This is a genomic window from Achromobacter sp. 1011791174, from assembly GCF_059760925.1.
In genome coordinates this window covers 49,743-74,954 of the sequence record NZ_JCBANH010000024.1, presented here as the reverse complement: position 1 = coordinate 74,954, position 25,212 = coordinate 49,743, and the positions used below count along the sequence as shown (strand labels likewise).

At 64.9% G+C, this 25,212-nt stretch carries 19 protein-coding genes and 1 CRISPR repeat array; of the genes, 7 read left to right on the top strand and 12 right to left on the bottom strand.

Annotated elements, in window-relative coordinates:
• Positions 1-155 precede the first annotated feature (155 nt).
• Positions 156-5,173: direct repeats of the CRISPR family, unit length 28 nt; unit sequence TTTCTAAGCTGCCTGTGCGGCAGCGAAC.
• A gap of 130 nt (positions 5,174-5,303) precedes the next feature.
• Genes cas6f through csy1 form a run of 4 tightly spaced genes read right to left on the bottom strand, consistent with a single transcriptional unit; the run spans position 5,304 to position 9,427 of the window.
• On the bottom strand, positions 5,304-5,870 hold the full coding sequence (gene cas6f, locus AC6LJ5_RS11385) for a type I-F CRISPR-associated endoribonuclease Cas6/Csy4 (RefSeq protein ID WP_392412433.1): 567 nt from the start codon (positions 5,868-5,870) through the stop codon (positions 5,304-5,306).
• 5 nt (positions 5,871-5,875) lie between these two features.
• Positions 5,876-6,901, bottom strand: a complete 1,026-nt coding sequence (gene csy3 / locus AC6LJ5_RS11380) for a type I-F CRISPR-associated protein Csy3 (RefSeq protein WP_498140519.1) — start codon at positions 6,899-6,901, stop codon at positions 5,876-5,878.
• 55 nt (positions 6,902-6,956) lie between these two features.
• Complete coding sequence (gene csy2 / locus AC6LJ5_RS11375; RefSeq protein ID WP_498140518.1) at positions 6,957-8,030, bottom strand: type I-F CRISPR-associated protein Csy2; 1,074 nt, start codon at positions 8,028-8,030, stop codon at positions 6,957-6,959.
• The gene (gene csy1, locus AC6LJ5_RS11370; protein WP_498140517.1) at positions 8,030-9,427 is read right to left on the bottom strand and encodes a type I-F CRISPR-associated protein Csy1; all 1,398 of its coding nucleotides are present in this window, start codon (positions 9,425-9,427) and stop codon (positions 8,030-8,032) included. The genes csy2 and csy1 overlap by 1 nt, the downstream gene beginning before the upstream one ends.
• Positions 9,428-9,694: 267 nt before the next feature.
• Between csy1 and AC6LJ5_RS11365 the strand changes: the two genes are divergently transcribed.
• Together AC6LJ5_RS11365 and AC6LJ5_RS11360 are read left to right on the top strand one after the other, a co-directional pair.
• Positions 9,695-9,997, top strand: a complete 303-nt coding sequence (locus tag AC6LJ5_RS11365; RefSeq protein ID WP_498140516.1) for a BrnT family toxin — start codon at positions 9,695-9,697, stop codon at positions 9,995-9,997.
• Positions 9,987-10,271, top strand: a complete 285-nt coding sequence (locus tag AC6LJ5_RS11360; RefSeq protein ID WP_498140515.1) for a hypothetical protein — start codon at positions 9,987-9,989, stop codon at positions 10,269-10,271. Before AC6LJ5_RS11365 ends, AC6LJ5_RS11360 begins: the two co-directional genes overlap by 11 nt.
• A gap of 55 nt (positions 10,272-10,326) precedes the next feature.
• Here the strand turns inward: AC6LJ5_RS11360 and cas3f are convergent, their stop codons facing one another.
• The 3 genes from cas3f to metK form a co-directional block, all read right to left on the bottom strand.
• Positions 10,327-13,821, bottom strand: a complete 3,495-nt coding sequence (gene cas3f, locus AC6LJ5_RS11355) for a type I-F CRISPR-associated helicase Cas3f (protein ID WP_498140514.1) — start codon at positions 13,819-13,821, stop codon at positions 10,327-10,329.
• Complete coding sequence (gene cas1f / locus AC6LJ5_RS11350) at positions 13,818-14,819, bottom strand: type I-F CRISPR-associated endonuclease Cas1f (protein ID WP_392412445.1); 1,002 nt, start codon at positions 14,817-14,819, stop codon at positions 13,818-13,820. The genes cas3f and cas1f overlap by 4 nt, the downstream gene beginning before the upstream one ends.
• A gap of 285 nt (positions 14,820-15,104) precedes the next feature.
• Positions 15,105-16,268 (bottom strand): methionine adenosyltransferase, encoded by a 1,164-nt coding sequence (gene metK / locus AC6LJ5_RS11345; RefSeq protein WP_498140513.1) that lies wholly within the window; start codon positions 16,266-16,268, stop codon positions 15,105-15,107.
• A gap of 274 nt (positions 16,269-16,542) precedes the next feature.
• Between metK and AC6LJ5_RS11340 the strand changes: the two genes are divergently transcribed.
• The 5 genes from AC6LJ5_RS11340 to xerC are packed head-to-tail and all read left to right on the top strand — an operon-like array spanning position 16,543 to position 20,986.
• A complete protein-coding gene (locus AC6LJ5_RS11340; RefSeq protein ID WP_392412449.1) occupies positions 16,543-17,409 on the top strand; it encodes a lysophospholipid acyltransferase family protein in 867 nt (288 codons plus the stop codon).
• A 43-nt stretch (positions 17,410-17,452) separates the two neighbouring features.
• Complete coding sequence (locus AC6LJ5_RS11335; RefSeq protein WP_498140512.1) at positions 17,453-18,346, top strand: lysophospholipid acyltransferase family protein; 894 nt, start codon at positions 17,453-17,455, stop codon at positions 18,344-18,346.
• A 28-nt stretch (positions 18,347-18,374) separates the two neighbouring features.
• Positions 18,375-19,286: a diaminopimelate epimerase gene (gene dapF, locus AC6LJ5_RS11330; RefSeq protein WP_392412453.1), complete on the top strand. Its 912-nt coding sequence runs from the start codon at positions 18,375-18,377 to the stop codon at positions 19,284-19,286.
• Between the two features lie 4 nt (positions 19,287-19,290).
• Complete coding sequence (locus AC6LJ5_RS11325; RefSeq protein WP_498140511.1) at positions 19,291-19,968, top strand: DUF484 family protein; 678 nt, start codon at positions 19,291-19,293, stop codon at positions 19,966-19,968.
• Between the two features lie 31 nt (positions 19,969-19,999).
• A complete protein-coding gene (gene xerC, locus AC6LJ5_RS11320) occupies positions 20,000-20,986 on the top strand; it encodes a tyrosine recombinase XerC (protein WP_103271595.1) in 987 nt (328 codons plus the stop codon).
• A gap of 21 nt (positions 20,987-21,007) precedes the next feature.
• Here xerC and AC6LJ5_RS11315 read toward each other — a convergent pair whose 3' ends face one another.
• Genes AC6LJ5_RS11315 through AC6LJ5_RS11295 form a run of 5 tightly spaced genes read right to left on the bottom strand, consistent with a single transcriptional unit; the run spans position 21,008 to position 25,204 of the window.
• Positions 21,008-22,120, bottom strand: coding sequence for a nickel/cobalt transporter (locus AC6LJ5_RS11315; RefSeq protein WP_498140520.1), 1,113 nt, complete (start codon positions 22,118-22,120; stop codon positions 21,008-21,010).
• A complete protein-coding gene (locus tag AC6LJ5_RS11310; RefSeq protein WP_498140510.1) occupies positions 22,120-22,803 on the bottom strand; it encodes a DUF1007 family protein in 684 nt (227 codons plus the stop codon). The genes AC6LJ5_RS11315 and AC6LJ5_RS11310 overlap by 1 nt, the downstream gene beginning before the upstream one ends.
• Positions 22,764-23,759 (bottom strand): metal ABC transporter solute-binding protein, Zn/Mn family, encoded by a 996-nt coding sequence (locus AC6LJ5_RS11305; protein WP_498140509.1) that lies wholly within the window; start codon positions 23,757-23,759, stop codon positions 22,764-22,766. The genes AC6LJ5_RS11310 and AC6LJ5_RS11305 overlap by 40 nt, the downstream gene beginning before the upstream one ends.
• An 18-nt stretch (positions 23,760-23,777) precedes the next feature.
• Positions 23,778-24,644 (bottom strand): metal ABC transporter permease, encoded by an 867-nt coding sequence (locus AC6LJ5_RS11300; RefSeq protein ID WP_103271599.1) that lies wholly within the window; start codon positions 24,642-24,644, stop codon positions 23,778-23,780.
• Positions 24,641-25,204 carry a metal ABC transporter ATP-binding protein gene (locus AC6LJ5_RS11295; RefSeq protein WP_498140508.1) on the bottom strand — a complete coding sequence of 188 codons (564 nt, stop codon included), beginning with the start codon at positions 25,202-25,204 and terminating at the stop codon, positions 24,641-24,643. The genes AC6LJ5_RS11300 and AC6LJ5_RS11295 overlap by 4 nt, the downstream gene beginning before the upstream one ends.
• Positions 25,205-25,212: the final 8 nt, after the last annotated feature.

Sequence of the window (25,212 nt, the reverse complement as noted above, 5' to 3'; positions counted from 1 at the left end):
CTTGGGGGTTGTAGGGACCAGGGAGGACAGGCGGCGAGGTTGTGGTGTTTGGGCGACTGCGAACTTGCCGCTCAAGGTGGTGCTGGATTCGGTTGTTTTCAGCACTGCCTGTACGGCAGATAACCCGCGCCGTGCTGGCAAGCGCCACTTTAGCCTTTCTAAGCTGCCTGTGCGGCAGCGAACGCCCACAGCAGGATCTCGGCCTTTTCGGCGTATTTCTAAGCTGCCTGTGCGGCAGCGAACTATCCGGCGGCAACGCCCTGGGCAGCTTCAATTTTCTAAGCTGCCTGTGCGGCAGCGAACGCGTCTACGTCTTCGGGCTGACCGTCCGAGGCTTTCTAAGCTGCCTGTGCGGCAGCGAACACGACCGAGCGCACATCGCGCCTGCACGTCATTTTCTAAGCTGCCTGTGCGGCAGCGAACCTTTTCCGACCCCGACAGTGCTTCCTCGACGATTTCTAAGCTGCCTGTGCGGCAGCGAACCGCTGTTGCCAGGGCGCGCGCCCCTCACACATTTTCTAAGCTGCCTGTGCGGCAGCGAACCCTTCAAAGTCGTCAGCCGCGGCCGCGCGGACTTTCTAAGCTGCCTGTGCGGCAGCGAACCATGCGCCGCGCCCTGGAACTCTACGCTTTCTAAGCTGCCTGTGCGGCAGCGAACGCCAGGCTCGCCTGGAAACGGTGGGCTGACATTTTCTAAGCTGCCTGTGCGGCAGCGAACGGCCGGGTGTCCGTTGGTGTGGTTGCACACTGTTTTCTAAGCTGCCTGTGCGGCAGCGAACATTGATCTTGGCGCGTTCGCTGCGGAGTTCATTTTCTAAGCTGCCTGTGCGGCAGCGAACATAGCTCAGTCGGTAGAGCGACGGACTGTTAATTTCTAAGCTGCCTGTGCGGCAGCGAACTCAGCCGGCGATATCCCTAGATACGGTCGAGCGGTTTCTAAGCTGCCTGTGCGGCAGCGAACCGCATATCCGCAGAACACGCACACGATGCAAGTTTCTAAGCTGCCTGTGCGGCAGCGAACCTGATGCTCGTAGTCGATGACCAGACGGCGTTTTTCTAAGCTGCCTGTGCGGCAGCGAACCCCGCTAACAAGCGCTCCCACGACGCGAAAGATTTCTAAGCTGCCTGTGCGGCAGCGAACAGAACACGATGATGATCGGCGCCGACGGGGAGTTTCTAAGCTGCCTGTGCGGCAGCGAACAGCGCTGGCCAGCATCTGGCGAAGCCGCTGCATTTCTAAGCTGCCTGTGCGGCAGCGAACGTGTTGGTGCTGGGCGCTGGCGTGCTGCTGTATTTTCTAAGCTGCCTGTGCGGCAGCGAACGATAGCTGGGACGACTTTGCGCGCAGCTATATTTTCTAAGCTGCCTGTGCGGCAGCGAACAGGCTGGCTTCCATCCCGTGGCGCGCGCCACTTTTCTAAGCTGCCTGTGCGGCAGCGAACGAAAGGAGCGACGCATGAACGCCCCCGCCTATTTTCTAAGCTGCCTGTGCGGCAGCGAACCGACAACGGCCGGGTCGATGATCAGGTTCTCTTTTCTAAGCTGCCTGTGCGGCAGCGAACCGTGTCGGGGCGCCGACCGTGCGCAGCCGTGTTTTCTAAGCTGCCTGTGCGGCAGCGAACAAGAACAGACCGGTGTCGGCGCCGGTCCCGGTTTTCTAAGCTGCCTGTGCGGCAGCGAACGTTGGCCCCGTCCAGCGCGATCAGCCGGCGCATTTCTAAGCTGCCTGTGCGGCAGCGAACATACGACTTCTTCGAGAACGAGTCAGGCAAGAATTTCTAAGCTGCCTGTGCGGCAGCGAACAACAAAGGCTGGTATCGCGGTCCGATTACGCATTTCTAAGCTGCCTGTGCGGCAGCGAACTCAGGAAGAGGGCCATCACAGCGCCCTCCCAATTTTCTAAGCTGCCTGTGCGGCAGCGAACGTCCGTAGCGGCAACAACCCCGGCCTGAAAGCTTTCTAAGCTGCCTGTGCGGCAGCGAACCAGGCGGGGCTTGATCAAAAGAAGGTCGAGAATTTCTAAGCTGCCTGTGCGGCAGCGAACGCGAGCCTGGGATGAAGATCAACGCCGAGGCCGTTTCTAAGCTGCCTGTGCGGCAGCGAACGGCAGCACCGCCAGCCCGATCAGCTTCGACATTTTCTAAGCTGCCTGTGCGGCAGCGAACAAGCATGAGGTACGCGTCGGCGGCGGCGTTGGTTTCTAAGCTGCCTGTGCGGCAGCGAACCCGATCCAGCGCGGCGCCACGGCCAGCGGCAATTTCTAAGCTGCCTGTGCGGCAGCGAACGCATGCGATCCACCACGCGGCAATGCGGTAACTTTCTAAGCTGCCTGTGCGGCAGCGAACGGATGGTCAGCGTTGATGACCTGTTGCCGCTCTTTCTAAGCTGCCTGTGCGGCAGCGAACATGGCCTGGAGCCGCTACGGCGGGAACAGCTATTTCTAAGCTGCCTGTGCGGCAGCGAACGCGCATCGCCAGCAGCGGGAGCTGCGGGCAGTTTTCTAAGCTGCCTGTGCGGCAGCGAACTTGCAGCTTTGTGATACCCATGAGCAGCTCTTTTTCTAAGCTGCCTGTGCGGCAGCGAACCTGCGCTGTGTTCTGTACGCGGGCTATGCGGATTTCTAAGCTGCCTGTGCGGCAGCGAACTCGACTTGTCCTCGATGAGGAGCTGCCGTAGCTTTCTAAGCTGCCTGTGCGGCAGCGAACGTCGCCACCCAGCTGATCAACGCGAACGGCAATTTCTAAGCTGCCTGTGCGGCAGCGAACGGTAGCCGGCACTGCATCCGCCCGGGGGGTAGTTTCTAAGCTGCCTGTGCGGCAGCGAACGTTCCGGCCTTGCGCGACTCCGCAGCCTTCAATTTCTAAGCTGCCTGTGCGGCAGCGAACGTGCGTACCATGGCCGGGCTGGGAGCGCCGCATTTCTAAGCTGCCTGTGCGGCAGCGAACTACGGTAGGTGCGGCTTCCCGTCATGCCGTGCAGTTTCTAAGCTGCCTGTGCGGCAGCGAACCCGCCCCCACCGGGGAAGGGCGAAACAGGACATTTCTAAGCTGCCTGTGCGGCAGCGAACGTCCGGCACCTCACGCGATACGATGTTCAGCATTTCTAAGCTGCCTGTGCGGCAGCGAACAAGATCACGCACAAACTTGATCGCCTGCCTGATTTTCTAAGCTGCCTGTGCGGCAGCGAACAGGCGCACGACTGGGCCACCGCGTTCGGTTGTTTTCTAAGCTGCCTGTGCGGCAGCGAACGCAAAGCCGAACATCATCTGCTCTGCTGTGCTTTTCTAAGCTGCCTGTGCGGCAGCGAACGTCCGGCGCCCACAGCACCAGGTCGACCCACTTTTCTAAGCTGCCTGTGCGGCAGCGAACGTACAGCATGGCCGGCTTGACCGTGCCCTGCTTTTCTAAGCTGCCTGTGCGGCAGCGAACGAAGAGCGTGACGCGGCGCTCGAAGTCGAGCATTTCTAAGCTGCCTGTGCGGCAGCGAACAAAGGGTCAGGCGGCAAGCTGCGTGAGCTGCTTTTCTAAGCTGCCTGTGCGGCAGCGAACTGAGAAACTCGCGCGCATCATGGAGGCTAATTTTTCTAAGCTGCCTGTGCGGCAGCGAACACCGGCAGTGAGGTGTGCGCTGATCCGTTCAATTTCTAAGCTGCCTGTGCGGCAGCGAACGCCTACATGGCCGAAACCGAGCCCCAGGCCAATTTCTAAGCTGCCTGTGCGGCAGCGAACGCTGCCGCCTTCCATCAGCTCCACGCTGAAGTTTTCTAAGCTGCCTGTGCGGCAGCGAACGCCGTCGTCACCTGGAGCAACCAATTGGATCGTTTTCTAAGCTGCCTGTGCGGCAGCGAACTTCTTCTGGCGTAGGGAATCGGCCTAGGTACATTTCTAAGCTGCCTGTGCGGCAGCGAACGCCTTGAAGGCGTTGTAGGTGGCCATGTCCTTGTTTCTAAGCTGCCTGTGCGGCAGCGAACCAGCCGCGCGCCTGGCACTGCATCGCCGTCCTTTTCTAAGCTGCCTGTGCGGCAGCGAACATCACAGACTCCTGGGGGCTGGTGTTGATGATTTTCTAAGCTGCCTGTGCGGCAGCGAACGTCGGCACCGCCCAGGTCGGCACCGCGCAGGTATTTCTAAGCTGCCTGTGCGGCAGCGAACTCCGGGGCACATCTCGCAGGTTTGCGATCCGGTTTTCTAAGCTGCCTGTGCGGCAGCGAACATGCGGGGTTGCTCGAAATGGACGCTGCGTTTTTTCTAAGCTGCCTGTGCGGCAGCGAACTCCCCATCGCGCAGATACGGGAACACCACGTATTTCTAAGCTGCCTGTGCGGCAGCGAACAGCTGCATGGCGAATTCGTCTACCGCCAAGGCTTTCTAAGCTGCCTGTGCGGCAGCGAACGCCATGGCAGCGCCCTGGTCGCCCGTGGCAGATTTCTAAGCTGCCTGTGCGGCAGCGAACGCCTGCTTGGCCAGCATGCGGCAGATCTCGTATTTCTAAGCTGCCTGTGCGGCAGCGAACGCTTCGCGCTGGCGTGACGGTCACCGCGTGGATTTCTAAGCTGCCTGTGCGGCAGCGAACGAAATTGTCGCCGCCAACGCCGCGCCGGAGCTTTTCTAAGCTGCCTGTGCGGCAGCGAACTTCTGCATCTTCGCGTCGTCGATCCACTCCAATTTCTAAGCTGCCTGTGCGGCAGCGAACCGCTGGTCCGCCGCGCGCGCCAGCAAGCTTCTTTTCTAAGCTGCCTGTGCGGCAGCGAACGGTGTGTCGCTCGTGCCGCATTCCATCTGGGTTTTCTAAGCTGCCTGTGCGGCAGCGAACCACGCGATACCGCACCGCGCCGGCCGTGGAAATTTCTAAGCTGCCTGTGCGGCAGCGAACCTGTGGCCTACACCGCCACGCACATGCAGATTTTTCTAAGCTGCCTGTGCGGCAGCGAACTTCGAAAAGCCTGAACGCCCACGCGACCGTGCATTTCTAAGCTGCCTGTGCGGCAGCGAACTGGCCGTACTGTGGTGGGCACAAGTACTCGCATTTCTAAGCTGCCTGTGCGGCAGCGAACGCCGACCTGATGAGGCCGGCCCCGACTGGATCTTTCTAAGCTGCCTGTGCGGCAGCGAACACCGGATCGCCAGCCGCGTTGATCGTGAGCATTTTCTAAGCTGCCTGTGCGGCAGCGAACTATGGCCAAAAACCACTAACCCATTGATTTTTAAAGAAACAACCTTCAAAACCTCACCAACACCCAAATTCCGGGCACATTCCTAACCCATTGATTTTTCAGGCCTTCCAATCACACCCAAAAAAAGGGTTCAAAACCACGGCACCGTACCGCCCTGGCTCAAGCCATAGGAATTGAACCCTTTACCAGCCCCGACCTCCTCCCCGCGCTCCTGAGCAATGAACAGGCAGAACGGCTGCCTGGTGCTGGCGCTGTTCAGACGGACGAAGGGCAATTCGACCTGACGCTCGACGCTGTCGGGAATGGCTGCGGCGGCCTGGTCCGCCGTTTCTCCCTTGCGACGCATGCGGCGACGGCGCAGGCGTTCCGCGCTGGTCTTGAACTGACGGCGCTGCACCACGTAGCGCGGCGCGTCGGACGGCGCAGGTGCCAAGTCAGTCAGCCGAACGTGATCCCGCATGCCCTGCAGCCATGCCAAGGCCATCAGGTCCTGAAGCGCATCGGGATCGCCGTGCAACCTCAGCACCGAGCCCATGGTGCGCGGCCGCAAGCGGTACTGGGGAAAGCTGACCCCGATGCTTGCCGATTGCAGCTGCACCAAGGCCCGATGCAGCTTGGCCACTAACGCCCCCAGCAGATGCGCGTGGCTGAACTCTGGATCGGGCAACAAGGTGATGTCTATATAGTGGGTCGTCATGGCGGTCAGCTCGCATCGCCGAACACGCCGCCGCGGATCAAGACCGCCATCACGAAATGCTGTTGCTCGGTCGGCGGCGCCTTGTCCTTGAGCAGCCAGTCGTCCAGCAGGGTATAGAAGTCCTGTTTCTGCTTGGGCTGGCGATAGGCCTTGCCTTGCGTGGTGACCGAACCGTAGGGTTCCACAGCGATCGGCCCCAGATCGTGCGCGCCTTCGTACCAGGTATCGATAGTGCGCAAGGCATTGCCGATCTTCTGGGAATGGATGGCGGCGATCTCCTGACCTTTCTCGCCGATCTGGTAGAGCGTCTTGCTCTTGTCGCCGCGTCCGCGATCCAGGATCAGTTCCTGGGACGGAAACACCTCCTGCCCCGCACCCACCCGCAAGAACGCCGTGACCTGCAGCAGCACATGACCGCCTGCCAAACCCTCAGCGATCACAGAACCCAGTGACTTCACCTCATCACTCAACGCGTCCAGCGCGCGCAGATTCTGCGCCAGGGCATCGAAGCGCCATTGCTGGTCAGCCTTGCCGTCCTTGAGCCGCGCCACATCCACTCGCACATGTTCCGCACCGACCCGGTTGCGCCACAGGAAGCGGCCATTGGCCAGGTTGGCCGCATAGCGGTTGGCCAATTCGGCATAGCCGTGCTCCGCGACGTAGGACTGCACGGTCTGCAAGAGTTTGGCCTGATATTCCGCGCTGTTGCATGCGGACGGCGTGCCCGTGCCGGGCAGCACGCGCAGCGTGAATTGCACCTTGAGCGTGTCGGCATCCGAGGGCAGGGTCGCCACGTCCACGGTTTGCAGGTTGGGGTTCTCTATCGCAGCGTCGAGCTTGGCGGGATCCTGGTCCTTGGCCTTGAGGCGGTTGGAGATGGTGCCGCGCACGGATTTCTCGCGCAGCCGAACGGGCGGCCACGATGCGGATTTCGCCAGATCCTCCCAGTTGCCGGCATGGAAGACGGCGTCGGAGGGATCCAGCTTGCGTTCAAAAGCCAGGACGGAGGCGGTCTTGAGTGCGTTCGACATGATGATTCAATCCTTGTAAATGGCGTATTCAAATCAACGGGACGAGCGGCGACGCTCAGGAATAGGGATAGATCTCGTCGTCATCTTCCTGCCCGGTCTCATCCGTGACGGGAAGCTGCGACGGATCCGGCGCATAGTCGTTTCGGCAGCGATACAGGCCCAGGGCTTCGTCGGTCTCGGCGCGCCAGAGCAGTTGTTCCAGGTGCTCGAGCCGGTGCGGGCTGATCCATTCGCCCATGGAATAGACCGATTCGACGAAGCGCAACGGTGTCGCGGCATCTCGGGCGTTCAGGACAGAACCTGCTTCGTGCAACGGCGATAGCGCGGCATAGCCGACCGGTATCGGCACGATCCAGCCGCTGCCAGCGCCGCGCCAGGGATCCGCCCAGCGCTGCTTGCCATCGGCGGGCGCGGGTTCGCCGTCCTGGAGTGGTACCGGCTCATAATTGAAGCGCGAGGCATGGAGCCAGGCGTCCAGCAGGGACGTCTGCGGATCGCGCTCGCGGAGACGATGCAACCGGTCAGCCAGCAGATCATCGCGTCCGACCAGAGCAAAACCTGGCAACCACTGGCGCCGCCATTTGCGGAACTGCTCATCGCGCTTCTGCGTGTCGTCCGCAAGGACTTCCATCCAGGGATGCACACGCCGGCCGGGCGCGGCGCGTGAAGGCAGCAGGCTGCCGCCGGCTATGCGCATTTGGGACAGCACATCGCCTGCCTTGTCTGCCCAAGTCCGTGTGAAGGTGTCATCGTCGCTCAACAACTTTGACGCGGCGCCAGCAGCACGGTTTTCCGAGACGGTGAAAACCAGTGTGATGTCCAGATGAATGCGGCCTTCCTCAACAATGGCCGCCGTGCTGCCGTCCTTGTCCACGGGATTGCGGGCCAGGTTGAAGCTGCGCACATAACCTTGTGTCGTTTGTTCCTGATGATGGTGGCAGATCACGCCTACGGTGTGCAGCCGCAGCGGGACATTGGCCTTGACCAGATTGCGCTCCAGCGCCCACATCAGGCCGGTGAAGGCGGTGATGGAAGGAAAGCCGTGCGTCAGCGGGCTGGAGATGGCGTTGGCGTTTTGGATGCGGAGGTGGGGAAAGGTCAGGATGGCTTGAGGTACAGGAACTCGCATCACGGCGTTCCCCCTCTCTTTGTCATTGGTTTGGCGTGCGTCGTACGTATCGGGATATAGCCCGGCGCATTCAGCTGCTTGCGCAGTTCACGCAATTGCTGCACAAAGCCGTCCTGGTCCGTCAGCAGCTCTTTTTCCCATTCTCGCGCTTCCACGTCACCCACCGGCAACAGACTGGACAGCTCGGCGTTCAGCCATTTGGCAAAGTTTCTGCCGACCTCGGCAGGCCAGCGCATCCATAACCATTTTTCAGCGAAATTCGTCTCACCAGGCAGCTCCGCACGCAAGGGATCCAACCACAGCTGCTCTTCTTCCACCAGCTTTCCAAAGCGTCCCGTGTCGCATGTCCAGCCAGCCGGAAGTACCTGCCGCAACTCGCCTGCCAAGCACGCCATCTCATCCAACAAGGTGTCGATCATCGCTTCGCGACGTTGCCGGGTTTCCGTGTTTGGCGGCGGCTCAGAAGCCAGGAAGATCCGCAGTTCGTGCACAGTCTTGCGAACTACAGGACGTGCGATGAACAGTTTCTCAAACACTGAACGCGCATGCACGGGCAGCCGGAGCTTGCTGGGACGCCATACCGGAGGCAATGACGCCAACAGGTAGTTCACTCCGCCACGCTCGCTATTGAGCTGGGAAATGTTCTGCGGCTTGGTACCTCCCAACTTCTGGACGGCCAACCCCGGATAGTCCTGGAATACACCATCGTGCCATTTACCGTCACGCCTGGCCTGGCGAGCCACCTTGTTGGCGTCGCCAAACCGATATTCCTGCAACTGCGCGTGTACGGCATGCGCCAGTGAGGTGGCATGCAACGGAGCCAACAGCTCGTAGCCTTCATCCGCGCAAGCATCACTGTCCGTCAGCCAATAAAACTGCTTGGCACGAATGTGCGAGCCGGGCTGACCTGCCCGCGGCTGAGTCAGCGCCACGAAGGCATCTCTTAGTTTTCCAGACTGTTCAGCATCGTCATCCAGCGCTTGACGAGCGTTTGCATCGTCCGCCACCAACGCCGCCAACAAGCTGATCCCATCCACCTCGATCTTGAGGAACTTGTAGACGTCGAGCGCTGCCGCATTTCCCACCACGTCGCCGGCAAAGGACGGTCCCAATGTATGACTGCCCACCTCCCGCAACGCCGGCAGGCTCGCGGGCTCCACATAGAGACTGGTGCCTCGCGCATCTGGATGGATGGGTTTAAGGGAATGGGTAACGACCTGGATTTGTGCCGCTCGTCGGGCGGCGTCTGCTATCCAGGTATCGGGTTGATGCTGCGTTAATAATTCCTGGCGTTTGGGATCGTCTTTGGCCAACTGACCCAACTTGGCCTGCAGACGGGCCTGGAGAAAAGTTGCGATTGCGTCACGCCAACGCTTGACGCGTGGATTGAATGGCATTACTTCTCCTTTCCTATGGAGTGCTATCTTCTTTCCATGATACGTGGAATCTAACGTATAAACTGCCCTTGCGCTGCCGTGTAGGCAGCTCAGAAATCATACCGCCTCCAGAAGCTTGCTGGCGCGCGTTGCGCTGCCGTGTAGGCAGCTCAGAAAATGATCCGTGGGATCTGTTCACCCCCTTTTGCTGCCGCGCAGGCAGCCGACGAAACACTTTAAAGGTGACGCTTCACAGTACGTATTGACAAGGTAAATACGGCTACTACCATGGACACTTGGGACGTTGAATACGAAATCAATGGTGATCTGTTCGTCTGGAACCGGCACAAAGCAGAAGAGAATCAACGCAAACATGGTGTGAGCTTTGAAGATGCTGCTTGCGTGTTCGGAGATCCATATTTCATTCTCACGGACGCATCGCGCAATGATGAAGCGCGTGATGCAATCGTCGGTCTGGACCTGCAAGCACGATTGCTTTTCGTCGTACACATTGAGATCGCACCCTTGTACATACGCATCATCTCTGCACGTCGCGCAGAACCTCGAGAGGAGGCCATCTATGCTGACTGATCGCCTGAAAGGCCGTTTGATCAAGAACCGCCCGATGACGTCGATCACGCTGCGCATTCCGGTAGACGTAGTCGAATCGATGAAGACCATCGCGCCGCAGCGCGGCTTTTCCGGATACCAAGCCCTGCTAAAGTCATATCTCAGCGAAGGCTTGCGCCGTGACGAGCAGCAATTCGCTTCCGCTTCGCATGCCCGCTTGGTCGAAGCGCTCAAGCGCCATGGCGTTTCCCCCGCGCTGATCGAGCAGGCCGAACGCGAAGCGGCCGACGCCTGACGCGGGCAGTGTCTGCGCATCGCCTCGCGCGAGCCTGCCCGCACGGTCGCCTTCATTATTTCGCCTTGAATCCCAGACACTCGTGATACCACCAACCCTGCCCTGCGTTGTCGGGCAGGCTGGCAATGGCGTATCGCTGCGCGCAGTCCGGTAGCGACTGCCCCAATTCCTGCGCCAGCGTCATCAAATCCTCCAGCAAACTGCCTCGCAGCCAGGGCGTGACGCTGCCAATCGCGATGCGCTCCAACGGCACCGAATGCCGCTGGAACGCATCGACCGGCACGTGCAGGGGTTTCCTGCGATCCCGCTCATCGACCACGCGATGCAGCAACAACCGCTCTTCCTCATCGTCAGGCAGCAGCGCGACATCCACGCGCGGCGCCGGATCATGGCGAAAGCGCTGGAACTGCGGCAACAGACCCGTCAGCCAGAGGTTCTCGCTGCTGGCCCAATGCTGGCTGGCCGAACGCTGCACGGACGGCGCGTTTGGATTGTCCGTGGCGGGAGGCAGCATCGCTTCGTGCATGCGCGCATGTTCCAGATCGACCAGATTGCGAGTGGGGCGCAGCCCTTCCTTGACGACGGAGATGCGCGCGCGCGCATCAACCGGCCAGATGACCGCGCCGGCGGTTTCCCGAGCCAGCAACGATTGCAGTTGATGCGACTTCAAATGGAAGTAACGCTCCATGCCCGTCTTGCCGCCGGTCTCATCCATTTCAAAACCTGGCTTGCAAAAGGCGGCCTTGCCCGACGGCTTTTCGTAGGCTCGCAGATTGCTGTCCAGCACCCGCATGTTCACCCCGCCCGCCTTGCCCGGCCGATGCCGTCGCACCCGCCCGGCCAGCTGAATAAGCGATCGCATCGACGAGGGTTCGACCACGGCCCAGTCGTAGTCATGGTCACGCCCCACTTCCGTGACCGGCGAACCCAGGACGATGAACAGATGATGAGATTCCGGGCTGGCATCCACCAGGGCGCGTATCGACGGCTGTCGGAAGACCGGAGCGATCCCATCCGTGGCGCGGCGGTCAAGCACGGTGTCTAGCTGCCGCTCGATGCTGGAGCGCGCCAACAAGGGAAACTGCGAGTGATAGACGCACAGATGCACGCGCACGCCGGGCGCGGGCGCGCCTTGGGCATACATGGCCAGCGCCACATCGAACAACGGATCGATATTCGCCATGCGGACCAGGCCGAAGCTCACGCGCTTGCCGCTGGCGGGATCGACGCCATGATTGTGGGGCTGCTGATGCAGTTCCCAGGCCTGCGCCAACACATAGCGGGCGAAGTCGCGGCGGCGATCGGCTTCGTTCATTCCGCTCCATTCGGTTGGCAGCGCCGCAATGGCGGCCAGCCGGCGCGGCTCGGCCTGGGCGAGCTGCGCCACGCGCTTTTCCACGAAGCGTTCATGGCAGGCGCGAAAACCCTGCGCGTCGGCGCAATCCTGCTCCTGCTGATGAAACTCGTCCATCCACAGGCAGCAGATGGCGGCGGGCTCGCCGGGCCGCTCGCCGCGATGACGCTGATACACCTCGCGTCCGGCGCGATAGGCCAGGAACAGTCCCTCGACCAGCGCCGGCGGCAAGGTGGCCGAGGACAGCAACACGCGCGCGCCCAGCAATCCCGCCCAATGCACCAGCCGCGTCAACGCCGGCAGGTCGGCCATGTCGAAATCGTCCGGCTCGTCCAGCACCAGGTCGCTGGTCATGAGCCGCAGCATGGGCGCGATCTGGCGGCCGCCGCGCAGGCTCTCGGTGGCGGGCGTCAGGTGGTCCACGGTGCAGGCCAGCACGGGCGCGGCAATCAGCGAGCGAACCTGGGCATCGTCGGTCAGACGTTGCAGCAGCGGATGCCGGTCGTCGCCTTCGAACAGAACTTGCCCGCCTTCGTCGAGCAGTGCCTGGCGCGAGGCCGAGCCCGTCGCCTCGGCCCGGGCTTCCCAGTATTCGAACAAGGCGCGGCTGGCGGCGCCGCCGACCTTGATGGCCAGCTGCTCATCGCCCAGGCCCAGATCCCTCTGAAACACGCGCCCTGTCTGCAAGGTCAGTGTACGCAAGCCAATGGCGAATGCGCAGCGCATGCCCACGCCAGGGTCGGCCAAGGCATTCATGATGCGGGCATTGCCCAGCGTCTTGCCGCAGCCGGTCGACGCCATGTTGACGATGAACGCACCCTGGCGCTGCGCGCGCTCACGCACGCCGGCGGCCAGGTCGGCCGCCTTGTCCTGCCATTGGAATCGTGGATTGGAATTGCGCTTTTTCAGGCCACGGTGATTTTGCAAGGCGGGCAGGCTGCGCGTCAGCGTGGGCAGCGAACGCGCCACCAATGTGGCATGTGCCTGCACGCCGAGCAGGTGTTCATCCAGCGTCTGGTTGAACAGGACCTTCCCAGCTGGCGCATCATGGTTTCCGCGCGTGTTCGCATACAGCGGATAGCTCGCATTGCGATAGGGCTTGCGCTGCGCTTCGTCCTCGATACTTGAGTAATGATGATCCGCCAGCATCAGGCACATGCGCGAGACGTGCATCGCGAATGGGTCCGTCATTACCGTGCCCCAGTCCGCCGGCCGAGGCAGCTCCAGCAGTTTGCGTGCATAGCGTGCGGCCTGCTTGCGCCATGCGAGCGTGCCAACAGGCAGCCCCAGCGGGAAATGCCAGTGGGCGTGCACGCTGGAAATAGGTGCATCCTCGCGAGGTTCATTCCAATCGGCGCTGATGCGCTGCAACAGCCCGTGCAGCTCGGCAGCGTTCACGAACCGGGGATGGGCGCCAAAGCGCCGCCAGCGATACTGCGGTTGATCGATATCCTCGCCGATGCTGCCGCTGTCCTGCGATACCGGCTTGCATGGCAGACGATGGTGCGTCAGCACCAGCCAGGCCACGGCCTGAGCCAACGGCGGCAACGAGGCAAAAGGCAGGCATTCTCCAGCCTGCGGCTCGTCAATACCGTCTCGCAACAGGCGGCCTCCTTCGGTATCCAGCCATTGCCTCTCGAAAGCCTGTGCTTGCGCGTCCGCATCGGCGCTAGCGGCCAGCCGACGCAGCCAACCCGCATCGTCGTCATCGCCCACAAAGGCGTGGAACAGGCGCACCGACACCCATTCATGACGATAGTGATTGCGCTCCCGCAAGCCAGGCTGCTTGAGGCGATCCTGGAACGCCTGTGTCGCTTTCCCCAAATCGTGCATCAGGGCGGCCAGCGCGGTCAGCGCCGTCATCAGCGGCAAATGATGCCAGTGGCTTTCGTCTTCGACACGCAGCACATCGCTGGCTGTGGTGTTGGTGGGGACGGCGCCCACGGCGTTGAACTGACGCGCATCGCCGACGATCCACAGCAGTTCGCTATGGTCGCGGCCGCGTATCCAGTGGCAGGCCACGGCAGTGTTCTTGCGCGCGCGCTGGCGCAGCAGCCGGCGCACGGCGTCCAGGCCGGCCTGGGTAATGGGCGTCTGCCAGGTACGGTCTCCGCGCCGCTCGGCATACTGGTCCAGGATGCGGCGCGTCTCGGTCAGCGCGCGCTTGGAGCATTGGGACACGAAAAGTACGTTCATGGCCGGGATTCCACATTATCCGCCGGGGCCGCCAGGCGCGATGTTTCCAACGCGATGCGCTTGAGCGTGTCGATGACGAAGTCCAGGGCCTCGTTGCGCGTCAGCGCTTCGATGCATTGCCGACGGAACTGTTGTTCGTCATCGCCACGCATGGCCGACAGAAAGGCTTGCGGCAATATCACGGCGTCCTTGATCAGGTCCGCGGCATCAAACACCAGGCCACCACGACGCGTCTTGCCGTGCAGGACGGCCAGGCCATGCGGCAGGCCCAGCACCCAGGTGGCAGTTGCGCCCAGACCATATGCCAGGTAGTTGCCATGGTCGAGATAGCGGTTGGCGATATCCGTGCCGCCACCACGCTTGGCCCTGGTGAAGTCGCCGTAGCCCACCGTATCTACGGCAAGCTTGAACAGTGATTTAGTCAGCTGCGCTTCGCCGACCAGCAACGCGGTGACGTCCGGCGCATTGTCGATCTGCGTACCGGCTTGCCGCAGCAGCGCCGTCAGACGTTCGCCGTCCACCTCGAAACCGGACTCGCGCGTGGCGCGCGTGGTCCATGCGGCGTGCAGGCACTGCAGCCGCGCAGCCTGTAACTGCTTGGCGGCATGCAAGCGCAGCCCGTCGTCGAACCAGAACCGGACCCAGGCCTGCAAATACTCCGTCGGCCGATATTCGCTTTGCGGTGCAAACCAGGCCACCTCGACATCCAGCTCGTTGGCGCTGAACAACGGCGTGCCTCCGCCGCCGCAAAAACCGACCAGCACGCCTGCCTTGGCCAACTCGCGCATCGCCGCCTGCGTGACGGACGTGCCCGTCCCGAGCAGGATGCTGGTGGTATTGGCAATGGGAATGTTCCAGTACAGCTGTTTCTTGCCCGTATCCGTCACATACTCGACGCGGCCGCCATTGACCAACACCCGGCAATGTTCCAGGTAATAGATGTTGGCGCGCTTGGAATGCAGAATGCTCTTGAGATCGGCGGCGCGTATCGCTTCCATGCTTTCCCCGTTGCAGAGTCGGACGAGGGCCAGTCAAACAGATTCCGTCGCACAGCGTCAAGGCATCGATCATGGGAAGAATCTGAAAAACATCTTGAACGCCGAACGGATGCCGATGGCTTGATTTCCATCACTACGGGCTGGGCATGCTCTGCATGGATCGCGAGCGGAGAGTCCCATTCCACACAAACGACAAAAGATCTCGACCAACAAAAAACCCCGACACCGTTACCGATGTCGGGGTTTTACCGGACAGCCGCGCTGTCCGATGCAAGCAATCAGCGCTTAAACCGCCTTCTTCAGTTCCTGCACCTTGTCCGTGGCTTCCCACGAGAATTCCGGCTCGGAACGGCCGAAGTGGCCGTAGGCAGCGGTCTTGGTGTAGATCGGGCGCAGCAGGTCCAGCATGTTGACGATGCCCTTCGGACGCAGGTCGAAGTGGTCGCGCACCAGCTTGGCGATCTGGTCGTCGGGGATGACGCCGGTGCCTTCGGTGTAGACGGTGATGTTGATGGGCTCGGCCACGCCGATGGCGTAGCTGACCTGCACCTGGCACTGGCGCGCCAGGCCGGCGGCCACGATGTTCTTGGCCACGTAGCGGGCCGCGTAGGCGGCCGAGCGGTCGACCTTGGACGGATCCTTGCCCGAGAACGCGCCGCCGCCGTGCGGGCACGCGCCGCCGTAGGTGTCGACGATGATCTTGCGGCCGGTCAGGCCGCAATCGCCTTGCGGGCCGCCGATGACGAAGCGGCCGGTCGGGTTGACCAGGAACTTGGTCTGGGGCGTGATCAGGCCTTCGGGGAAGCTGGGCTTGATGATGTCTTCGATGACGGCTTCACGGATCGCGGCTTGCGAGATCTCGGGCGCGTGCTGGGTCGACAGCACCACGGTGTCGACTTCCACCGGACGGCCGTTGACGTAGCGGAAGGTCACTTGCGACTTGGCGTCCGGGCGCAGCCACGGCAGGCGGCCGTCCTTGCGCAGCTCGCTCTGGCGCTGCACCAGGCGGTGCGAGTACCAGATCGGCGCGGGCATCAGGTCAGGGGTTTCGTCGCAGGCGTAGCCGAACATCAGGCCCTGGTCGCCGGCGCCCTGGTTCAGGTAGTCCTCGGAGCTGCGGTCCACGCCCTGGGCGATGTCGGGCGACTGCTTGTCGTAGGCGACCAGCACCGCGCAACCCTTGTAGTCGATGCCGTACTCGGTGTTGTCGTAGCCGATGCGGCGGATCGTGTCGCGCGCGACCTGGATGTAGTCGACGTTGGCGGTGGTGGTGATCTCACCGGCCAGCACGACCAGGCCGGTGTTGCACAGCGTCTCGGCCGCCACGCGGGCGTTGGGGTCCTGCGTGAAGATGGCGTCCAGGATCGAATCGGAGATCTGGTCGGCTACCTTGTCGGGGTGCCCTTCGGAGACGGATTCGGAAGTGAAGAGAAAATCGTTGTTGGCCACAGATGCGTCCTTTGCTGCCCGCTTGACGCAGGCGTTGGTTCACAAGGCGCGTAGCACCCCGGACTGCATGACTTAGTGCTTTCTGGGCGCGACGCTTTAGCGGATTCGACAGGGACCGCGCATCGCGCCAGCCCCCTGTCGTCGCCCCGCAAGTTGTCGGTTAACTCGGCGACCTGCTGATTTTAAGCGAAAATGCCATCCTTATGCTTGCCCGGGACCTGCCCCTGTTTCCCGAGCACCGGCACGACCATGCCCGACTTTGACCCTTTGCCGCATGCTTCTCGCCCTGTTCCGCCTGTTCGCCTCCCTGCCCCTGCCGGCCGCGCATGCGCTCGGCCGCCTGGCCGGACGGCTGGTCTATGCCTGCCCGGGCAAGTACCGGCGCCGGCTGCAGGCCAATGCCGCCCAGGCGGGCTACCCCGATCCGGCCTTCGCCCGGCGGGCCGCGGCCCAGGCCGGCGCCATGATCCTGGAAATGCCCCGGGTATGGTTCCGCAATGAGCAGAGCCTGGCCCAGGTGGTGTCGGACGACAACGAGGTGGTGGCGGCCGCGCGCGCCGAGAACCGCGGCATCCTGTTCCTGACGCCGCACCTGGGCTGTTTCGAGATCACCGCCCGCTACCTGGCGCGGCTGATGCCCATGACCGTGATGTTCCGTCCGCCGCGCAAGGACATCCTGGCGCCGCTGCTCGAAACGGCCCGCAACAGTTCGGCGGTCAACGCCGTGCCCGCGACCATGCAGGGAGTGCGGGAATTCGTGCGCGCGCTGCGCCGTGGCGAATCGGTGGGCATGCTGCCCGACCAGGCGCCCGGCGTGGGCGACGGCGTCTGGGCGCCCTTCTTCGGACGCATGGCCTACACCATGACGCTGCCGGGCAAGCTGGCCACGCAGACGGGCGTGCCCATCATCCTGACCGCGGGCGAGCGCCTGCCGGGCGGCCGTGGCTGGCGCATCCACTATGTGCGCGTGCCCGAGCCGCTGCCGGCCGAGCCCGAAGCCCAGGCCGCGCTGCTGAACGCCGCCATGGAAACGCTGATCCGGCGCTGCCCCGAGCAATATCTGTGGAGCTACAACCGCTACAAGACGCCGCGCGGCGCGCCGCCGGCCCCGCAGGCCGACGCGGCCCCGACCGCCGGCTGAGCCCGAACGCCGCTCCGCCGTCCCGGCAATTCATTCTTCCGCCATGAGCAATCCCAAGAAAACACGCACGCTCGTTACCCTGATGAAATGGTTCGGCCGCATGCGGCCGTCCACCCGGCTGCGCGTCGGCGCGGCGCTCGGCTGGCTGGCCCTGAAGCTGGCGAAGTCGCGCGTGCGCATCGTGCGCAAGAATCTTGAGCTGTGCTTTCCGGACCAGCCCGAAGCGGTGCGCGAGCGCTGGGTCGCCGAGCATTTCCGCGCGCTGGCGCAGTCGATCGTGGACCGAGGCGTGCTCTGGTATGGCACGCCCGAGGCGGTGCGCGAGCTGGTCACCGAAAGCGGATCCGAACGCATCAACGACCTGACCGCGCAGGGCCGTTCCGTCATCCTGCTGGCGCCGCACTTCATCGGCCTGGACGCCGCCGCCACGCGCCTGACCATGGAGGTGCCCAGCGCCGCCACCATGTACACGCCGCAGAGCGACCCGCACATCGACGCGCTGGTCGCCGCCGGCCGCGCCCGCTTCAACGAGGTCTTCCTGGTCAGCCGCAAGGACGGCGTGCGCGACCTGGTGCGCCATCTGCGCGCGCCGCGCCCGGTCTATTACCTGCCCGACATGGACTTCGGCCGCCAGGGCGCGGTGTTCGTGCCCTTCTTCGGCGTGCAGGCCGCCACGCTGCTGGCCACGGCCCAGCTGGCCAAGAAGTGGGACGCCGCCGTGCTGCCGGTGCTGGACTTCTGGAATCCCGAGACCGGCAAGTATCATGCCGAGGTGCTGCCGCCGCTGGAGAACTTCCCCGGCGAGGACACCCTGGAAGAAGCCACCGCGCGCCTGAACCGCGAACTGGAAACCTGGGTGCGCCGCTGCCCCAGCCAGTATTACTGGGTGCACCGCCGCTTCAAGACCCGTCCGCCCGGCGAGCCCAAGATCTACTGAGGCCGCCCGCCTGCCCGCGCCCCCGGGAATGGGCGATAATCCCGCCATGAACTGGAACTTCACCAAAATGCATGGCGCGGGCAACGACTTCGTCGTCCTGGACGGCGTGCGCCAGACCATCGAGATGACGCCCGAGCGCGCCCGCGCGCTGGGCGACCGGCATTTCGGCGTCGGCGCCGACCAGATCCTGCTGGTCGAGCGCGCCACCCGGCCGGACGCCGATTTCCGCTATCGCATTTTCAATGCCGACGGCAGCGAGGTCGAGCATTGCGGCAACGGCGCCCGCTGCTTCGTGCGCTTCGTGCATGAACAGGGCCTGTCCGACAAGAACCCGCTGCGCGCCGAGATCTCCACCGGCATCCTGGTGCTGGACGAAGGCGACGACGAGCAGGTCACCGTAGACATGGGCAGCACACGCTTCGAGCCGTCCGCCCTGCCCTTCGACACTGCCGGCCTGGCTTCGCGCCAGCAAGGCCAGGACACGCTCTGGGCGCTGGAACTGGACGCCCCCGCCGGCCTGCCCCGCTCGGTCGAGGTATCGGCGGTGGCCATTTCCAACCCGCACGCGGTGCAGGTGGTGGACGACGTGGACGCCTTCCCCGTCGGCGTGATCGGCCCGCTGGTCGAGACGCACGCGCGCTTTCCGCGCCGGGTCAACGCCGGTTTCATGCAGGTCGTGGACCGCAACAACATCCGCCTGCGCGTCCATGAACGCGGCGCCGGCGAGACGCTGGCCTGTGGCACGGGCGCCTGCGCGGCAGTGGCCGCCGGCATCCGCCGCGGCCTGCTCGATTCGCCGGTGCGCGTCCAGGCGCGCGGCGGCGTGCTCACCGTGGCCTGGGACGGTGCGCAACTGCGCATGACCGGCCCGGCCGAATCCGTATTTTCCGGGCAGATCGACATCGACAAGCTCGTCTTTTCCATGGCGCTGAACCGCTGACCCCATGACCGATACCGCATTCACCGCCCACGACATCGCCGCCTTCCTGCAGGAACATCCCGGCTTCTTCGACGAGCACGCCGAGGTCTTCGCCACGCTGCAAGTGCCGCACCCGCACGGCTCGCGCGCCATTTCGCTGGGCGAGCGCCAGATCATGACGCTGCGCGAGCGCAACCGCGAGCTGGAATGGCGCATGAACGAGCTGGTGCGCAACGCCAGCGCCAGCGAGAGCATCGGCGCGCACATCGCCAAGTGGTGCTGCCGGCTGCTGTCGGAATCCGAGCCGCAGCGCGTGCCGGGCGAGATCGCGCTGGGCCTGGCCGAACAGTTCGACCTGAACCATGTCGCGCTGCGCCTGTGGAACCTGTCCGGGCAACCCGACAATGGCTACGGCGAACCGGTAAGCGCCGACCTGCGCGCCTTCGCCGACAGCCTGAAGGCGCCGTACTGCGGCACCGACACCGGCTTCGAGGCCGTGGCCTGGCTGGACGCCAAGCCCAAGTCGCTGGCCCTGGTGCCGCTGCGCCTGGAGGCCGAAGGCCCCAGCGTGGGCCTCCTGGTGCTGGGTTCGGACGACGCCGAACGCTTCAGCCCGGACATGGGCACCACCTTCCTGGAATCCATCGGCCAGCTGGCCTCGGCGGCCCTGCACCGCCTGGAACCGGCCGCGCCCAAGGCCTAGCGCCGCCCCGGCGGACGCGACGGATGACGCCATGACGCAAGCCGACACTGCCGACGCCCCGTCCGAACCGCTGCCCGGTCCCATGCAGGACTGGCTGCGGCACCTGGAAGCCAACCGCCGCTACTCGCCGCACACGCTGGCCGGCTACCGCCGCGAACTGCATTTCCTGCACGAACTGGCCGGCAAGGCCGGCCAGCCGCTGGACAAGCTGGCCAACGGCCATATCCGCCAGTTCGTGGCGCGATTGCACGCGCAGGGCCGCGGCCCGCGCAGCCTGGCCCGCACGCTGGCCGCCTGGCGCGGCTTCTACAAATGGTGGGCGCCAGCGATGGACATGGCCGGCAATCCGGTGGCCGGCGTGCGCGCGCCCAAGGCCCCGCGCGCCCTGCCCAAGGCGCTGTCGGTGGACCAGACCCAGGCACTGCTGGACCGCGCGCCCGCCCAGGTCGCCAACGAACCGGCCGCCCTGCGCGACCAGGCCATGTTCGAACTGTTCTATTCCAGCGGCCTGCGGCTGTCCGAACTGGTCGGCCTGGACCTGCGCTATGAACGCTCCGCGCAATACGAGTCGCGCGGCTGGCTCAACCTGGACGAAGCGGAGGTCGTGGTGCTGGGCAAGGGCGGCAAGCGCCGTTCGGTGCCCGTGGGCCAGGCCGCATTGGCGGCCCTGCGCAAGTGGATCGCGGCGCGGCCGCAGCTGATGCCCTTCAGCGCCGCGCCCGAGGATGCCGCCGCCCTGTTCCTGGGCGCGCGCGGCCGCCGCATCTCGCCGCGCGTGGTGCAGCTGCAGCTGGCGCGCGTGGCGCGCGAGGCCGGCCTGCCCACGCATGTGCATCCGCACGTGCTGCGGCACAGCTTCGCCAGCCACGTGCTGCAATCGGCCCAGGACCTGCGCGCCGTGCAGGAAATGCTGGGCCACGCCAACATCTCCACCACCCAGGTCTACACGCGCCTGGACTTCCAGCATCTGGCCAAGGCCTACGATCAGGCGCATCCGCGCGCCGGCCGCAAGTCCTGACGGCGTCCGTTCGCGGACGCCTCAACCGCCGCCGGCCAGCATCCCGCCCAGCAGCAGAATGCCCAGCAACAGCACCGCCAGGGCCGCCAAGGCCTCGACGCCGTAGCGCAGCCGCGCCGCGCCGGCGCTGGACAGGCGCGCGCCCAGCCGGTTGGCCGCGCCGCCGGCGGCCACCGCCAGGCAGGCCAGCCCGGCGACCGTCAGCCCCGTTCCCAGGCCCATCGCGAGGGCCGATGCGATGCCGGCGGCGAAGAATCCCTGCGATAGCGAAAAGACCAGCACAATCAGCGCGCCGCTGCAGGGCCGCAGCCCGACCGCCAGGATGGCCGACACGGCGCGCCGCCAGTTCATCGGCCCGGCGACCTGCTCCGCCGCCGGCGCATGGGCGTGGCCGCAACCGCAGTCCTCGTGATGGACGTGATCATGCTCGTGATGATGCGTCGTTGCATGGCCCTGTCCGCCCGGCGCCGACACGCGCACGGCGATTGCCCGCAGCGCCGCAGCACCCTTGGGCGGGGATGCGGCCGGCGCCTGAACGGCAGGCGGCGCCGTGCGCCGCGCATCGGCCCTCCGCCGAAGCAATGGCCTCAGCGCCTTGAGCCAGACCAGCCAGACACCCAGCAAGGTCACCAGCGCATACGAGGCCAGCTCCAGCCAGCGCGTCGCCTGATTCATGACGGCCGCCGTGGCATCGAAAACCAGCGCCAGCACGGCGACCAGCGCGATCGCCACCAGCGCCTGGATCAATGACGACAACAACGCCAGCAACGCGCCGTTGCGCGCGGTCTGCCGGTTGGCCAGCACATACGAGGAAATCACGGCCTTGCCATGCCCCGGCCCCAAGGCGTGGAAGACGCCGTAGGCGAAGGACAGGCCCGCCAGCGCCCAGGCCGCGCCGCCCTCGGCCTGCCAGGCCCGCACCGCGCCGGTCAGCTGACGGTAAAAGTGCGTCTGCCAGACCGAGACCTGGCCGAAGAAGCCCGCCAGCCAGCCCGGGCCGGCCATGCCGCCGCTCTCGGGCACGCCGAAAGGATGCGCGGACTGGGACCAGGCCGGCCCCGCCCACGCCAGCAGCGCCGCCAGCGCGAGCGCCAGGATCGGAGACCAGGCGCGCAACGTGCCGGCCGGCCGCATCACGGGCAACGGACCTCGATGCGGTGCGTCAGGCCCTTGGTGATGGCGAACAGTTCTTCCGGCAGCGCGTCCGGGTCGGCCGGAATCGCGGCCAACTGCTGCATGGTCTTCCAATCCAGTTCCTTGGGCTTGCGGTAGGCCCGGTTGCAGGCCGCGGCCTGCGGCCCGCCCAGCGAGACCGCGTCCTTTTCGTCGAATGCGTAGGCGACGAAATAGGTCGGGTCATAGATGTCGATCTGCGCGCCGTCCGCGCCCAGCGCCATGGGCTCGGCCAGCGGCAGCGTGAAGGCCAGCGACAGACGGCCGGCCTTCGCGTCCCAGTCCACGCGCGCATCACGCGGCGCGGCGAATGCCGCGCTCTTGCCGTCCACGGACACGCGCGTGAAGTAATGCGAAATCGGCTCGCCCAGCGCCTTCATCCAGTCGCGCGCCATGCCGGCGCGCGTGTCGGCGGACAGCGAGCCGTCCTTGCCTCGCTTCAGGCCCTGCGTGGCGTAGGCGCCGAACATCTCGTCGAATCGCCAGACCTGCCGCACGGCGGTGATGCGCTTGTCCGCGTCCAGGTCGATCACCGCGCGCGCGTCGATCCACATGTGGGGATGCGCGCTGGCGGCCGAAGCCGCCAGCAGGCCGGCGGCGACGCTCAGGGCTGCAAGGCCGCGGCGAGTTGGCGTGCGTTCCATTCAAACATTTCCAGGTAGGTGGCGCCGGGCTGTCCAGGCTTGGACAGGGCATCGGAATAGAGCGTACCACCCACCTTCGCGCCGGTTTCGCGCGCGATCTGCTGCACCAGTCGGGGGCTGGTGATGTTCTCGACGAACACGGCCGGCACGCGCTCGCGCTTGACCTGTTCGATGATGCGCGCCACGTCGGCGGCCGACGGCTCGGCGGCGGTGGACACGCCGGCCACGGCGATGAACGTCACGCCGTAGGCGTCGCCGAAATAGCCGAATGCGTCGTGCGAGGTGACGACCTTGCGGCGCTCGGCGGGAATCGCGGCGAAGGTCTGGCGGATCGCGGCGTCCAGCTTCTCGATGCGCGCGCCGTAGGCGAGCGCGCGCTGGCGATAGGCGTCGGCATGGGCGGGATCCGCCGCCGCCAGGCCCTCGGCCACATTGCGCGCGTAGCGCGCGCCGTTGGCCAGGTTCTGCCACGCGTGCGGATCGGCGTCGCCGTGGTGATGATGGTGCCCGCCCTTGTCGCCATCGGCATCGCCTTTGCCATGGTCGTGGTCGTGGTCGTGGTCGTGGTCATGATCATGCCCGCCGCCGGCGAACTTGCGCGGCGTCACGCCTTCGGACGCCACCACCTTCCTGCCGGCGAAGCCCGAGGCCTTTTCCAGCCGCGGCAGCCAGGCCTCGAAGTCCAGGCCATTGACGACCAGCAGCTGCGCGCCAGCCAGCTTCCTGGCATCCGCGGGCGTGGGCTCGTATTCGTGGGCGTCTCCATCGGGACCGACCAGCGTGCTCACGCTCACATCCTTTCCGCCGACCTCGCGCACGATGTCGCCCAGGATGGAAAAGCTGGCCACCACCTTCAGCGGTTCGGCCGCGTAGGCCGGCGTCAGGGCGGCGGACAGGCACAGGCCGGCGGCGGCCAGCAGGGCGCGCCGGCGCGGCGCGGAGATGAAATCGTTCATGGCGGATCTCCGGAAGAATCAGGCGCGGCCGGCAAGACGGCGCGCCCGCAGCAGCCCGCCTCGCGGGCCGCCGACGATGGAAAGGAGGTAACAGCCGCCCGCGACCAGGATGATGGCGGGCGAGGCGGGCACATTGAAGTGATAGGAAACCAGCAGGCCGGCCACGGACGAGAACAGCCCCAGCCCGGCCGCCAGCGGAATCTGGCGCGCGGCGGACAGCGCCCAGAAGCGGGCCGACGCGGCGGGCAGCATCATCATCCCCACCACCATCAGCGTGCCCAGCACCTGGAAGCCCGCCACCAGGTTCACCACCACCAGCACCAGGAAGCCCATGTGCACCCAGCCGCCCGCGCCGCCGCTGGCGCGCAGGAATCCCGGGTCCAGGCATTCAGCCACCAGCAGGCGGTAGATGGCGGCCACCGCCAGCAGCGTGACGCTGGCCGTGCCCGTGACCAGCAGCAGGGCATCGTCATCCAGCCCCAGCACGGTGCCGAACAGCACGTGCAGGAGGTCCATGTTGGAGCCGCGCAGCGACACCAGCAGCACGCCCAGGCCCAGCGAGATCAGATAGAAGGCGGCGAAGCTGGCGTCCTCGCGCAGCGGCGTGAGCCGCGCCACCAGGCCCGACAGCAGCGCCACCGCCAGGCCGGTCAGAATGCCGCCCAGCATCATGGCCCAGAGCGACAGCCCCGACAGCAGAAAGCCCGCCGCCACGCCCGGCAGAATGGCATGCGACATGGCGTCGCCCATCAGGCTCATGCGCCGCAGCACCAGGAACACGCCCAACGGCGCGGCGCCCAGCGACAATGCGCAGGCGCCGGCCAGGGCGCGCCGCATGAAGCCGTAGTCCAGGAACGGCGAAACGATCCAACCGGCCAGCGTCATGCCAGGCTCCCGCCTTGCCGCTCGCGCGCGGCGCGCAGATGCGCCTCGCTCAAGGTCTCTTCCGTGCGGCCCCAGGCCACAACGGATCCGGACAGCAGCAGGCATTGCGGAAAATGGCCACGCACGACGTCCAGGTCGTGCAGCACGGCGATCACGGTGCGGCCCTGCTGGTGCAGGCCGCAGAGCAGCGCCATGAGCTGATCGGCGGTATGGCTGTCCACGGCTGCAAAGGGCTCGTCCAGCAGCAGCACCGGTGCGTCCTGCACCAGCATGCGCGCGAACAGCGCGCGCTGCATCTGGCCGCCGGACAAGGCATCCAGGCTGCCGATTCTCAGGGTGCCGGCCATCGGGGGCAACACGCCCATGATGCCTTTGATCAGCGTGGACTTGCCGGCGCCGTTCGGACCGACCACCGCGGTCATGCCGCCGGCGGCGAAGCTGCCGGAGACGGAGCGCAGCACCGGATGCCCGTGCCAGCCGAAGGAGATCTGGTCGAGTTCGATGACAGCACCGGCGGCGGCGCAACCCGCGGCGGACCCGGGCGGCAGCGCGGCGCTCATGCGCCCCA